We start from the raw sequence: 13,149 nt of genomic DNA on the forward strand, positions 1-13,149 counted from the left end.
GGTCTAGAGTGTGCTGCGCCGCTTCCATAGTTTTTTTACCTACCCGCGTACAACTTGCTACTAAACGTTGATCGTGACTAATCGCGGCGATGAACCGAGAAGACGTGCGCCGGTTGCAGGTACGGGTCGATGCGGACCGCGTTGTGCTGTCCCCAGTCGTACTCCGTGCCGGTCAACTCGTCGCGCGCGGTGAACCGCTCGTGCCAGTCCAGGCCCAGCGCCGGCATGTCGAGGGTCGTATTGCCCCAGTGCACGTTGCCGGCGTCGAACGTACACACGACGAGCACCGTGTTGCCGGAGTCCGGGTCACGCTTCGACCAGCACAACAGGGCATCGTTGTCGATGTCGTGGAAGTAGAGGTTACGCAGCCAGTGCAGGGCCGGGTTGGCCCGGCGGATCTCGTTGAGCCGTGCGATGAACGGGGCCAGTGACCGATCCTCGGCCTCGGCCGCAGCCCAGTCCCGGGGGCGCAACTGGTACTTCTCGTTGTCCAGGTACTCCTCGGCGCCGGGCCGGGCGATGTGCTCGAAGAGTTCGAAGCCGGCGTACATGCCCCACGATGGGGACAGCATGCTGGCCAGGATCGCCCGGATCTTGAACATCGGCGGGCCGCCGTGCTGCAGGGTCTCGTGGAGGATGTCCGGGGTGTTGGGCCAGAAGTTGGGCCGCATGTAGTCGGCCGCCCGGACCAACTCCTCGCAGTACTCCCGCATCTCCCGGGCGTTCGTGCGCCAGGTGAAGTAGGTGTACGACTGGGTGAAGCCGACCTTTCCGAGCCCGTGCATCACGGCCGGCCGGGTGAACGCCTCGGCCAGGAACAGCACGTCCGGATCGGTCTCCTTGACCTTCCAGATCAGCCAGTGCCAGAAGTCGAACGGCTTGGTGTGCGGGTTGTCGACCCGGAAGATCTTGATGCCCTGGTTCATCCAGTGCAGCACGACCCGCAGGATCTCCGTGCGGATGCCCTCCGGGTCGTTGTCGAAGTTGAGCGGGTAGATGTCCTGATACTTCTTCGGCGGGTTCTCGGCGTACGCGATGGTCCCGTCCGGCTTGGTGGTGAACCACTCCGGGTGCTCGGTGACCCATGGATGGTCCGGTGCGGTCTGCAGCGCGAGGTCCATCGCGACCTCGAGGCCGTGCTCACGCGCCGCCTCGATGAACCTCCGGAAGTCCTCGAGCGTGCCCAGCTCCGGATGGATCGCGTCGTGCCCGCCCTCGCCCGAGCCGATCGCCCACGGCGAGCCTACGTCGCCGTCGGAGGCGACGAGCGCGTTGTTGCGCCCCTTTCGGTTGACCCGACCGATCGGGTGGATCGGCGGCAGGTACAGCACATCGAAGCCCATCCTCGCGACCTCGGGCAGCCGCCGGGTAGCGGTTTCGAACGTGCCGTGCCGGATCGGCCGGCCCTCGTCGGTCACCTCGGCGCCCTCGGAGCGGGGAAAGAACTCGTACCACGACGAGAAGAGCGCCCGCTGTCGATCCACCCAGATCCGGTACGGCTCACTGCCCGTGACCAGTTGCCGGACTGGGTACTGCCAGAGGAGGTCGGCCAGCGACAGCGCGGGGGAGACCCGCTCGTACAGCGGGGCGTCCTGCTTGCGCAGCGCGGCCACCGCTTCGAGGACCTGGGACTGCGAGGACTCGGGGACTCCTCCCGCGGCCCGCTCCAGGATCTCGGCGCCCTCGGCGAGGTCGTTGCCGAGGTCCTCGACGCCCTGACCAGCGTCGATCTTCTTCAGGATCGAGGACCGCCAGTACAGGTACGGATCGTCGAACGCCTCGATCCGGAAGCTCCAGAAGCCGATCGCCTCGGGTCGGACGGTCGCATGCCACATGTCGTCGTCACCGGGCTGCATCCGGGTGAACGGCCCCTGCTGGCCGTCCGGGCTCTCCAGGACGACGTTGCACCCGAGCGCTTGGTGACCTTCGCGGTAGCACCGGGCCGCCACCGGCACCAGTTCACCGACGACCGCCTTCGCCGGGTAGCGCCCGCACGCCACGGAGGGCGCGACATCCTCGATGAAAAACCGTCCGGCCATGATTGTTACGTTATCCACTTGACAGCGAATCGGCTCGGTCGGGATGAGAATCATCTCGGTCAGGTTCGATCAGTTCGGGTCCTGGGCAGGTCATTCCCGACGGTCCAGTCGTGCGCCCCGTGAGGAGGCTCATCCATGTCGGTCCACCCCCGTGCCGGTCAGCCCGCCCGGCCTGAAGACCTCGTCGACGTGCCCCGCCTCATCACGGCCTACTACGCCGAGCACCCGGATCCGGCCTCGCCCGCGCAGCGCGTGGCGTTCGGCACCTCCGGCCACCGTGGATCGAGCTTCACGTGCGCGTTCAACGAAGACCACATCGTGGCGATCGCGCAGGCGATCTGTGAGTACCGCCGGGAGCAGGGCACCGATGGGCCGCTGTTCCTCGGCCGCGACACGCACGCCCTGTCGTACCCCGCGACGGTGAGTGCGCTGGAGGTGTTCGCTGCCAACGGGGTCACCGTGCTTGTTGACAGCCGGGACGGCTACACGCCGACGCCGGCGGTGTCGCACGCGATCCTGACGCACAACCGCGGACGGACCTCGGGCTCTGTTTCCGGCCCCGGGTCCGGGCTTGCCGACGGCGTCGTCGTCACGCCGTCCCACAACCCGCCCGAGGATGGGGGCTTCAAGTACAACCCCCCGCACGGCGGGCCGGCCGGCACCGATGCCACCCGGTGGATCCAGGACCGGGCCAACGAACTGATCGCCGGCGGGCTGCGGGGCGTACGGCGCATCCCGTACGCCCGTGCCCGGGCGGCGGACACGACGCAGCCGTACGACTTCCTGGGAGCGTACGTCGACGATCTTCCCTCGGTCGTGGACCTCGAGGCGATCCGCTCGGCGGGCGTGCGCATCGGCGCCGACCCGCTCGGCGGCGCCAGCGTCGCGTACTGGGCGGAGATCGCGTCCCGGCACGGGCTGAACCTGTCCGTGGTCAACCCGGAGGTCGACCCGACGTTCCGGTTCATGACACTGGACTGGGACGGCAAGATTCGCATGGACTGCTCGTCCCCGTACGCGATGGCCTCGCTGATCGACAGGCGAGCGGAGTACCAGATCGCGACCGGCAACGACGCCGACGCCGACCGGCACGGGATCGTCACCCCGGACGCGGGGCTGATGAACCCCAACCACTACCTGGCCGTCGCGATCGACTACCTGTTTCGCAACCGCGGCGAGTGGCCCGCGGACGCGGCCGTCGGCAAGACGCTGGTCTCCTCGTCGATGATCGACCGGGTGGCCGCCGACCTCGGCCGCCCGCTACTGGAGGTGCCGGTCGGCTTCAAGTGGTTCGTGCCCGGGCTGCTCGACGGCTCCGTCGCCTTCGGCGGCGAGGAGAGCGCGGGCGCGTCGTTCCTGCGCCGCGACGGCAGCGTCTGGACCACCGACAAGGACGGCATCATCATGTGCCTGCTGGCCTCGGAGATCACTGCGGTGACCGGGCGTACGCCCAGCCAGCACTACGCCGACCTGGTCGCCCGCTTCGGCGACCCGGCGTACGCCCGGATCGACGCCCCGGCGACCCGCGAGGAGAAGGCCGTCCTCGGCAAGTTGTCACCCGATCAGGTGAAGGCGACGACCCTGGCCGGCGAGCTCATCACGGCCACCCTGACGGCCGCGCCCGGCAACGGCGCGGCCATCGGCGGGCTGAAGGTGGCCACCGAGTCCGGATGGTTCGCGGCGCGCCCGTCCGGTACCGAGGACGTTTACAAGATCTACGCCGAGTCGTTCCGGGGACCGGAGCACCTGGCGCAGGTTCAGGACGAGGCCCGGGCGCTCGTGTCGGAGGTGCTGGAGCGCGCTTGACGGCTACTTCCGCAGCGTGCTGAGAGCCTCGCGGGTGACGTCGGCCGTCGCCGGCAGCGCCGCGATGATGCGCTGGCGAACATGCCGCCCACGCCGACCGAGTTGATCGCCTTATCGCTCATCGTCGCCCAGAACGTCAGCCAGCACGCCGCTGCGAGCACCAGGATTCCGGTTGCTGCCCCGATTGCTCGACCAATGCCCATACCTGAATTCTCAATGATCACCGAGAGTTTTCGGGCGCGATGCCCCGAAAACTCTCGGTGATCAGTTGATGTGTCAGATCAGGGCCGGCACCTTCTTGGTGATCGGCACCGCGAGGACCGTCGGCCCTTCGGCCTTCGTCGCCGCGCCGAGCGCGTCGGCGAGCGCGTCGGCCGACTCGACCCGTTGGCTCTGGCAGCCGTACCCACGTGCGATCGTCGGAATGTCCAGGCCGGGCAGGTCCAGACCGGGCACGCCCGGGGTGTGCTCGAACTCGGCGAACGCCTTCAGGATGGCGTACTCCTCGTTGAACGGCACCACGAAGACCACAGGCAGGCGGTGCTGCGCGGCCGTGTACAGCGCCTGGATCGAGTACTGGAACGAGCCCTCGCCGATGACCCCGACCACCGGCCGGCGCCGGCCGGTGTGCCGCTCGCCCAGGGCGATCCCGACCGACGCCGGGAGCGCGTACCCCAGCCCGCCGCTCGACGCGGTGAAGAAGGACGCCGGACGCTTGATGCGCAGGTACTGCTTGAGCGCCTTCATGTTCGACGGGCTCTCCTCCACCAGGATGCCGTCCTCGGGCCACACGCGGGCGAGCGTGGCGTACAGCGCGTCCGGCGACAGGGGAGTGGTCATCTCGGGCTCGGACGGGGCCGATTGCGGCTGCGGACCCGACCGGTCCGACGCTGGGAGCTGCTCGGCGAGCGCGGCGCAGGCCAGGGCGGGGTCGGCCAGGAGACTGTCGCCCACGGGCGCGCGCGCCGCTTCGTCCGGGTCGTCGGTGACGTGCAGCAGTCGGGTGCCTTCGGGCAGGTACTGGCCGGGAACGTACGGGTAGTACCGGAACACCGGGGCGCCGATCACCAGTATGAGGTCGTGGCCCTGCAGCGTCTCGGTGACCGGCCCGATCGCCGGCGGCAGCATCCCCTGGTACTGGGGGTGGTCCTCGGGGAAACTGGCACGCATTGACCAGGGCGCTGACCACACCGGCGCGCGCAGCTTCTCCGCGAGCCGCACCGCGTCGTCCCAGCCGCCGGCACGGTCGACGCCACCGCCGAACACGATCGCGGGGTTACGTGCGCCGGCCAGCGCGTCGACGAACTCGCGCAGCATGTCGGGCTCGGCGGCGATGCGCGCACTGACCTTCCGCCGCGCCGGGGCGCCGTCGGCCGGCTGCTCCCAGTCGTCCATCGGGATGGACAGGAAGACCGGGCCGGAAGGCGGCTGCACGGCAAGAGCGTACGCCTGCATGAACGCCGCTGGGACGTCCTGGGCGCGCGCCGGCTCGTAGCTCCACTTCACGTACGGCATGGGCAGGAGGTGCGCGTACCGGTTGGTCAGCAGTGGTTCGAGCCGGAGCATGTCGCGGTGCTGCTGTCCGGACGACACGATGAGCGGTGTCCGGTTGTGCCAGGCGGTGGCGAGGTTGCCCATCCCGTTGCCGACGCCCGGCGTGGTGTGCAGGTTGACGTGCGCAGGCTTCCCGGTCACCTGTGCGTACCCGTCGGCCATCGCAACCGCCGAGGCCTCCTGCAGCGCGAGCACGTACGTGAAGTCGGACGGGAACCGCTCGAGAAACGGCTCCTCGGTGGAGCCGGGGTTACCGAAGACGGTGGTCATACCGAGATCGCGAAGCAGGTCGTAGGTGACCTCGCGGACCGTAGCCATGAAGAACCCCCCCTGGGTCGCGGGTGAGGCTTTCGCCGAGCCTCTTCCCCTTTATGACCCAGGGGGGTTTCTTCACTCGCGATCCGCGGGACTCAATCCCGCGACCTCACCTGATCAGGTCAGCCAGGGGAGCACCCGCAGTCGGATGGTCTGGGGCATGCCGCGCAGCTTGGTCAGCACGTCTTCGGTGTAGTCCTGGCCGATGTCGGTGAGCAGGTAGCCGACCTCGCCGCGGGTGCCGAGCAGCTGGCCCTCGATGTTGACGGAGTGCGCGGCCAGGATGCTGTTGACCTCGGCGAGCACACCCGGAACGTTGTGGTGCACGTGCGCCAGCCGGTGGTTGCCGGGCTGCAGCGGCAGCGCCAGCGTGGGGAGGTTGACGCTGAGCGTCGTGGTGCCATCGACGACGTACCGGTGCAGCTTCTCGGCGACGAACGAGCCGATGTCGGCCTGAGCCTCCTCGGTCGAGCCGCCGATGTGCGGGGTGAGGATCACGTTGGGCAGGCCGCGCAGCTCGGAGCGGAACTCGTCGCCGCGCCCCTTGGGCTCGGTGGGGAAGACGTCGACCGCGGCGCCGCCGAGGTGGCCGGAGTCGAGGTAGCGGCGCAGGGCGGTGTGGTCGATCACGAAGCCACGGCTGAGGTTGAGGAACAGGCTGCCCGGGCGCATGCGGGCGAACTGCTCCTCGCCGAAGAAGCCGCTGTTGCCGGGCCGGCCGTCCACGTGCAGCGTGACCACGTCGGACAGCTCGAGCAGCTCGTCGAGGGTCGCGCAGCGGTGCGCGTTGCCCAGCGCCAGCTTGTCGGCCGTGTCGTAGAAGACGACCCGCATGCCCAGGTTCTCGGCGAGCACGGACAGCTGGGTGCCGATGTTGCCGTAGCCGACGATGCCCAGCGTGCGCCCGCGCACCTCGTGGCTGCCCGCCGCGTCCTTGTTCCACACGCCGGCGTGCATCGCCGAGTTCTTCTCGGTCAGCCGTCGGGTCAGCGCGATGATCTCGGCCAGGGCCAGCTCGACCACGCTACGGGTATTGGAGAACGGGGCGTTGAACACCGCGATACCGGTGCGTGCGGCTTCGCCGAGGTCGATCTGGTCGGTGCCGATGCAGAATGCGCCGATCGCCCGCAGCTCCGGGGCGGCGGCCAGCGCCTTGGCGGTGACCTGCGTCTTCGACCGGATGCCGAGCAGGTGCACGCCGTCGAGCCGCTTGATCAGCTCGTCCTCGTCCAGCGCCCGGGAGATGGTTTCGACCTCGTGGCCCTGTGATTCCAGCAGGGCGACCGCATCCTTGTGGATGTTTTCGAGCAGCAGGGTACGCACGGGTTCGTTTTTGAGCACGCAACGAGGATAGTTCAGAGTGCTGGGTGAAATGGAACTGACCATATCGTGAGCGGCGCATCTCACATTTTGGGAGACCTGCAGTGGTCACGCAGATCAAGGCGTGCCTCAACGGTAGCCGGCGCCCTGCTGAGCACCGGGCGGTACCGGCCCCGGAGGCGAGCCGGTGCCCGATAACGCCGAATTGGTCCGGTTCGGGCTGGAGCTCTGGACCGGCCGGCTCGCGTTACCGCCCGGCGTATCCGGGAATGCGATGAGGGAGGACTAGGGAGGTACATGTGACCATGCCGTCGAATCCCGCAGACGGTCCGGCGCCGGGTCTTCCCGGTTCCGGATCCCCGAACATTCCGGCCGGCCCGGCCGGAGTGCCCACGGCGCCGGGTGGCAGTGTGACCGGCCCGTTCTCCGAGCGCCCGACGGTGACCGTCGCGACGTTCGAGGAGTACGAGCCGGCGCAGCGCGCCGTGGACTACCTGTCCGACAACCAGTTCCCAGTTGAGCACACCGTCATCGTCGGCACCGACCTTCGCCTGGTCGAAAAGGTGCTCGGCCGGATGACCACCGGCCGCGCGGCGCTCGCGGGCGCCGCTACCGGCGCGTGGTTCGGCCTGCTGATCGGTCTGCTGCTGAGCATCTTCACGGTGTCCGCGTGGTGGGCACTGCTGCTCACCGGCCTGATCATCGGCGCCCTGTGGGGCGCGGCCTTCGGCGCGATCGCGCACGCCATGACCGGCGGTCGGCGTGACTTCGCCTCCCGCAGTGCCCTGGAGGCGGGCCAGTACGCCGTCATGGTGGACACCGAGCACGCCGAGCAGGCCCGGCAGTTGCTGACCCGCCTGAACTGGCAAGCCAGCGGCGCCGGTACGCCCTGACCGCCCGTACCGGCTTCGGGGTGGTCCCGGCGAGGGAGCCACCCCGAAGATCCGCGGTCAGACGCCGACCGGGTACGTCTCGGGCTCTTGGGCCTCGACGCGGTAGACGTGCAGCGGCCGTACCGCACGGGTCTCGTCGAAGAAGCAGAACGCGTCGTAGCGGTCACCGAGCTTGGTCGGCACGTAGTTGCCCCAGTGCTCCCGGTTCGGGCGGTAGACCACGCCGATCGCGCGGTGGTCGAGCCAGTCGGTGAGCAGGCGGGGCCGCGGGCCACCGGCGGGCGGGAAGACGAACTGCGCCTGCGGTGGCGCGTCGGCGTGCAGCGCGTCCTCGAGCGAGCCAGGTCGGGCCATCGGTACCCGCATGACCTCCATGGGCGCGCCCCACTCGTTGCCGGCCATCACGGTGCCGCGGTGCGTGCCGAAACCGACGAGCACGACGTTGTCCCGCCCGTAGCGCTCCCGGCCGAGCTGGCCGATGTTGAACATCCCGGCGCGGGTCATGTCGGTGGCGCGCGCGTCGCCGACATGGGTGTTGTGCGCCCACACCACGGCCTTGGAGTCCGGCCCGTAGCGCGTCAGCAGCCGGTCGAGGGTGTCCATCATGTGCTGGTCGCGAACGTTCCACGAGTTCGCGCCGCCGGCGACCATCGCGCGGTAGTAGCGCTCGGCCCCGGCCACGACCTCGGCGTTCTGCCAGACGCCGAACTCCTCGCCGCCGCCTTCGGCTGCGTGCTCCCGCGCCGCCCGCAGCAGCTTGACGACGTCCTCCTCGCAGCTCATGGGTATGAACCGGGTGGCCATGGCGTAGCGCTGCGGGTCCTCGCCGAACGGCTCGAAGCACCGGTAGGCGTCCACCGCCATCCCGACCTTGTCGGGGTCGTGCTCCTGCAGGTGGAGGATCAGCTCCCGCATCGACTCCCACAGTGAGTACACGTCCAGCCCGTGGAAGCCGGCCCGCGCTGCCGGCTCCAGGTTGACGTTGCGGTCGCGCAACCAGCAGCAGAAGTCGACGACCTCCTCGTTGGCCCACATCCAGGTGGGCCAACGCTCGAACGCATCGAGGGCCTCGCGGGGGTCGTCGGGCGCGTCGCCGCGGCAGCGCACCGACCGGTCGACCCGGTCGCAGTCGGGCCAGTCACCCTCCACGCCGACGAACGAGAATCCGCGCTCCTCGATCAGCCGCCGGGTAAGGATCGCCCGCCACGCGTAGAACTCATGCGTACCGTGGCTCGCCTCGCCTAGCATGACGATCCGGGCGTCGCCGACGCGGTCCAGTAACGGGTCTAGGTCGCGGGCGTCGGTGAGCGGCGCCGCGAGTTGTCTGATGTCGTCGGTGTAACGCCTCACGTCGGGCCACCTCCTCATGGCTGGCCGGCAGGTTCCGTCGATGCTCGGGCGGGGTGTCACTACCCACTGTCGAGCAGCTAAACCCGCTTTCCGGTGGCTAACCTGACTGGCCAGCCACGCCGGGTCAGCGCGCGCCGGTGGCGGTCGCCACGCTGACCTTCTTCACCTGCGACACCAGCTCCCGGCAGAAGGCCGGAAGGTCGTCCGGCTTGCGGCTGCTGATGAGGGGGAAGTTCCCGCCCGTGCACACCACCAGTTGCTCGTCGACCCATTCGGCCCCGGCGTTGCGGTAGTCGACGGCCAGGCTCGGCCACGAGGTGACCCGGCGGTCGCGTACCGCGTCGACGTCGATGAGTACCCAGCCGCCGTGGCAGATCACGGCCACGGGCCGCCCGGTGGCCACGAAGCGACGTACGAAGTCGCGGGCCGGCTCCTGCCAGCGCAGGAGATCGCCGTTGGCGACGCCGCCCGGCAGGACGAGCGCGCTGTAGTCCTCGGCGCGGGCCGCGTCCGCGGTCTCGTCCACGCTGAACGTGTCGGCCGGTGTGAGGTGGTTGAACGCCTGTACTGTTCCGGGCTCGACCGAGATGAGGCGGGCATCTCCGCCCGACTGCTCGACCGCCTTCCATGGCTCGGTCAGCTCGACCTGTTCGATACCTTCCTTGGCGACAAGGAACGCGACGGACTTTCCATTGATGCTCATGTTCGCCTTCCCGTGTTCGACGTCTATACCGGTTGGTTACCGCCGATCGAGGGGCCTAAACTCCGGCCAGTTCGGCTACGGCGACGCGCTCGCCCCCGTGAAGGTGAACGCGGCGGCCGTACGCCGTGGGCGGCTGCCGCGTGCCCGGTCGGGCGTCGCGCTTTCCCCGGTGTGGGTGAGTCGCACGCAAGCCTGGAACCCCGGCTATGCATTTCTCCATGTTCTTGCTAGCGTTAGCGACGTTTTTGGGTAGGTGGTTCGCCTAATCGCAGCCGTTTGACGGATCGCGGTGTTGAGTTGCTGCTGTCAGTGGGTCAGGCGATGTGGGGCCGCTAGACCAAGACGGCCAAGGCCTGCGAGTGCAGGTCTTCCCGCCTGACAAGGAGTTTGCAATGGCACAGGGCACCGTGAAGTGGTTCAACGCTGACAAGGGCTTCGGCTTCATCAGCCAGGACGAGGGCGGCAGCGACGTGTTCGTCCACTTCTCCGCCATCCAGTCCAACGGCTACCGTTCGCTGGAGGAGAACCAGCGGGTCGAGTTCGAGATCGTGCAGGGCCAGAAGGGTCCGCAGGCCGAGCAGGTCCGCCCCCTCTGAATCGTGCACCGGGGCCCGGTTTTCCGGCTCCGATGAACGACCGGTTGCGCGAAGGCGGTTGACCTGGCGTTACCGTCCGGCGTTCGATCCCCGCATCTTCCGATGCGGGGATCGTCGTGTTTTGGTAACTGCCGGTTACCGAAGGAAAACGGGCAGCGACGGGAGCCGTCACTAATGAATATCCCGTTGCGCGGCGCTGATTGGACGCGCGATAAACATGTCTTTGCGCTGTTGCCGTTTCGCGGCTACCGTTACTCGACGGTAGGGCCGCAAGTTTTTGGAAGGACCATTCTGATGGCGAAAAAAACGATCCACATGCTGATCGACGACCTCGACGGCGGCGAGGCGGCGGAGACCGTCAAGTTTGCTATTGACGGCGTTCAGTACGAGATCGATCTGTCCGCGGACAACGCCGCGAAAATGCGGGACGCGCTGGCCCCCTTTGTGGCGGCCGGGACGAAGGTCGGCCGCTCCGGTGGCGTCGTGCGAGTGGCAGCGCCGCGCGGACGTGGTTCCGCGCCGGTGGACCGCGACCAGAACCGGGCCATCCGCGAATGGGCTCAGGCCAAGGGCATCGCGGTTTCCGACCGCGGCCGGATCAAGCAGGAGATCGTCGATCGGTACCACGCCGAGGCCGGTCACTGACCACCCCCCATCGAAGTCTCCGGCGGAATTCAACTCTCCGCCGCGCAACTGACTCGGGCCGGATGCCGCACTCGCGGGCGTCCGGCCCGAGTGTGTAAACGCCTGGGTTGATCTCGTGCGGATTTCGATATCACCGGCGGCCTGATCGCCGGCCTGGGTGACCTGGCCATTGTGGCCCGGCCCGTGACTTGATTGACGTAGGCCATTGTGATGGCGGTCTGTTCAGGGCCGCCGCCTACCGCGACAATGACCCCGTATGAGTCAGTCGGGGCCTGATATGCGCGCGTCGCACCGGGAACGGCAAGAGACGGTCCGAGCGGTGCGCGGGCAGTTTCGCGAAGGCCGCCTGTCCAGTCCGGCGCCGGTCGGCCCGGGAGACCTGCTCGACTTCGGATCATGCCGGTTCGTGATCGTGGACAAGTGCCCCCGGCCGGACGGCGGCACTGTGCTGCTCTTCCCAGGCAATGTGGCCGGCCGCTGAGTGGTTCGAGTCGCTGAGGGGGTCCGGTAGGTTGCAGGTTTCGCCCGGTTTCGGCCGGGTAGCGCGCCTTTTAATGGAGCTCCGGTCGACGAGGGGGCACCTGATGACGACCGTACGTGAGGTCATGACTCGCGATCCCATCACGATGGACGTCGACACCGTCATCTCGGCGATCGCCCGACAGATGCGCGACGCCTACATCAGCGACGTGATCGTCACTGAGGGAGACCGGGTCCGCGGCATCGTAACCGAGCGCGACATCCTGATACGCGCCGTGGCGGAGGACGCCGACCCCCGGGCCACGACCGCGGGCGACGTGCTGACCCGCGACCTGGTGACGGTCGCACCGGACGACGACATCAAGGCGGCCGAGGGGCTGATGCGCGTCAACGGGATCAAACACCTGCCGGTGTGCGACGGTGACCGCCTCGTGGGGATCGTGGCCCTGGGCGACCTCGTGGTGGAAGAGCAGCCCGAGTCCTTCTTCGCCGGGGTCGAGGTCGAAGACCGGAACGGCTGACCACGCCGGGAGGTGCCGGATGCGGATGCGCGTCGGAGCCGTCTTCCCGCAGACCGAGATCGGAGCCGATCCGGCCGCGATCCGAAAGTACGCGACGGCTGTACAGGACCTGGGGTACGACCACCTCCTCACGTACGAGCACGTCATCGGCGCCGACCCTGGGTACTACCACGGCTGGACCGGTCCGTACACCATGTACAGCCAGTTCCACGAGCCGATGGTGCTCTTCGGGTACCTGGCCGCGATCACCTCGCTGGAGCTGGTCAACGGGATCCTCGTGCTGCCCCAGCGGCAGACCGTGCTGGTGGCCAAGCAGGGGGCGGAGGTCGACATCCTCACCGGCGGTAGGTACCGGATGGGTGTGGGCGTCGGCTGGAACCCGGTGGAGTACGAGGCGCTCGACCAGGACTTCGGCCTGCGCGGCAAGCGGATCGAGGAGCAGATCGAGCTGCTGCGTGAACTGTGGACCAAACCCAGCGTCACGCACGTGGGTGACTTCGAGAAAATCACCGCGGCGGGGCTCAATCCGCTGCCGGTGCAGCGGCCGATCCCGATCTGGATGGGCGCGGACTACCCGCCCGGGTTCCGGCGGGCCGGCCGGATGGCCGACGGGTGGTTTCCGCAGATGCGGCCCGGGCCGGATCTGGTAGCGGCCAAGCGCATTGTCGACGAGGCGGCGCGCGAAGCCGGCCGGGATCCGGACAAAATCGGCATGGAGGGGCGGATTCAGTACGGTCCGCACGGCTCCGACGCCGTCGTCGACGAGGCGTACGAGTGGGAGCGGCTCGGCGCGACCCACGTCTGCGTCAACACGATGGGTGCCAACCTGCCCAATGTCGACGAGCACATTGCGGCGCTGAGCGCGGTGGTACGCACCGACCGGCGGCTGGTCGCCGCGTCCGGGTAGTGGGTCGGTCGATCGCGTAG

General features: G+C 68.4%; 12 protein-coding genes. 7 read left to right on the forward strand and 5 right to left on the reverse strand.

Annotated features, from left to right (window positions below; translation table 11 throughout):
- Nucleotides 1-77: 77 nt before the first annotated feature.
- Nucleotides 78-2,039 carry an alpha-1,4-glucan--maltose-1-phosphate maltosyltransferase gene (locus HC028_RS15920; protein WP_168078073.1) on the reverse strand — a complete coding sequence of 654 codons (1,962 nt, stop codon included), beginning with the start codon at nt 2,037-2,039 and terminating at the stop codon, nt 78-80.
- 135 nt (nt 2,040-2,174) lie between these two features.
- Between HC028_RS15920 and pgm the strand changes: the two genes are divergently transcribed.
- A complete protein-coding gene (gene pgm / locus HC028_RS15925) occupies nt 2,175-3,845 on the forward strand; it encodes a phosphoglucomutase (alpha-D-glucose-1,6-bisphosphate-dependent) (protein WP_168078075.1) in 1,671 nt (556 codons plus the stop codon).
- A gap of 276 nt (nt 3,846-4,121) precedes the next feature.
- On the opposite strand, the gene mdlC is transcribed toward pgm, so the two are convergent.
- Both mdlC and serA read right to left on the reverse strand, forming a co-directional pair.
- On the reverse strand, nt 4,122-5,717 hold the full coding sequence (gene mdlC, locus HC028_RS15930) for a benzoylformate decarboxylase (protein ID WP_168078077.1): 1,596 nt from the start codon (nt 5,715-5,717) through the stop codon (nt 4,122-4,124).
- 114 nt (nt 5,718-5,831) lie between these two features.
- Nucleotides 5,832-7,055, reverse strand: coding sequence for a phosphoglycerate dehydrogenase (serA, locus tag HC028_RS15935; RefSeq protein WP_239075526.1), 1,224 nt, complete (start codon nt 7,053-7,055; stop codon nt 5,832-5,834).
- Nucleotides 7,056-7,339: 284 nt separating this feature from the next.
- On the opposite strand from serA, the gene HC028_RS15940 reads away from it, so the two are divergent.
- The gene (locus HC028_RS15940) at nt 7,340-7,927 is read left to right on the forward strand and encodes a YflT domain-containing protein (RefSeq protein WP_168078162.1); all 588 of its coding nucleotides are present in this window, start codon (nt 7,340-7,342) and stop codon (nt 7,925-7,927) included.
- 57 nt (nt 7,928-7,984) lie between these two features.
- Here HC028_RS15940 and HC028_RS15945 read toward each other — a convergent pair whose 3' ends face one another.
- Together HC028_RS15945 and HC028_RS15950 are read right to left on the reverse strand one after the other, a co-directional pair.
- Entirely contained in the window at nt 7,985-9,277 is a 1,293-nt protein-coding gene (locus HC028_RS15945) for an erythromycin esterase family protein (RefSeq protein WP_420850187.1), read from the reverse strand.
- Nucleotides 9,278-9,401: 124 nt separating this feature from the next.
- The gene (locus HC028_RS15950) at nt 9,402-9,980 is read right to left on the reverse strand and encodes a type 1 glutamine amidotransferase domain-containing protein (protein WP_168078081.1); all 579 of its coding nucleotides are present in this window, start codon (nt 9,978-9,980) and stop codon (nt 9,402-9,404) included.
- Between the two features lie 392 nt (nt 9,981-10,372).
- Between HC028_RS15950 and HC028_RS15955 the strand changes: the two genes are divergently transcribed.
- From HC028_RS15955 to HC028_RS15975, 5 genes are all read left to right on the forward strand, one after another.
- The gene (locus HC028_RS15955) at nt 10,373-10,576 is read left to right on the forward strand and encodes a cold-shock protein (RefSeq protein ID WP_168078083.1); all 204 of its coding nucleotides are present in this window, start codon (nt 10,373-10,375) and stop codon (nt 10,574-10,576) included.
- Between the two features lie 294 nt (nt 10,577-10,870).
- Nucleotides 10,871-11,221, forward strand: coding sequence for a histone-like nucleoid-structuring protein Lsr2 (locus tag HC028_RS15960; protein WP_168078163.1), 351 nt, complete (start codon nt 10,871-10,873; stop codon nt 11,219-11,221).
- 319 nt (nt 11,222-11,540) lie between these two features.
- Nucleotides 11,541-11,702, forward strand: a complete 162-nt coding sequence (locus HC028_RS15965; RefSeq protein ID WP_168078085.1) for a hypothetical protein — start codon at nt 11,541-11,543, stop codon at nt 11,700-11,702.
- Nucleotides 11,703-11,805: 103 nt separating this feature from the next.
- Complete coding sequence (locus HC028_RS15970; protein ID WP_239075525.1) at nt 11,806-12,222, forward strand: CBS domain-containing protein; 417 nt, start codon at nt 11,806-11,808, stop codon at nt 12,220-12,222.
- Nucleotides 12,223-12,247: 25 nt separating this feature from the next.
- Nucleotides 12,248-13,129 (forward strand): LLM class F420-dependent oxidoreductase, encoded by an 882-nt coding sequence (locus HC028_RS15975; protein WP_168078087.1) that lies wholly within the window; start codon nt 12,248-12,250, stop codon nt 13,127-13,129.
- Nucleotides 13,130-13,149: the final 20 nt, after the last annotated feature.

It is taken from the genome of Planosporangium flavigriseum (assembly GCF_011947225.1).
Classification (GTDB): domain Bacteria; phylum Actinomycetota; class Actinomycetes; order Mycobacteriales; family Micromonosporaceae; genus Planosporangium; species Planosporangium flavigriseum.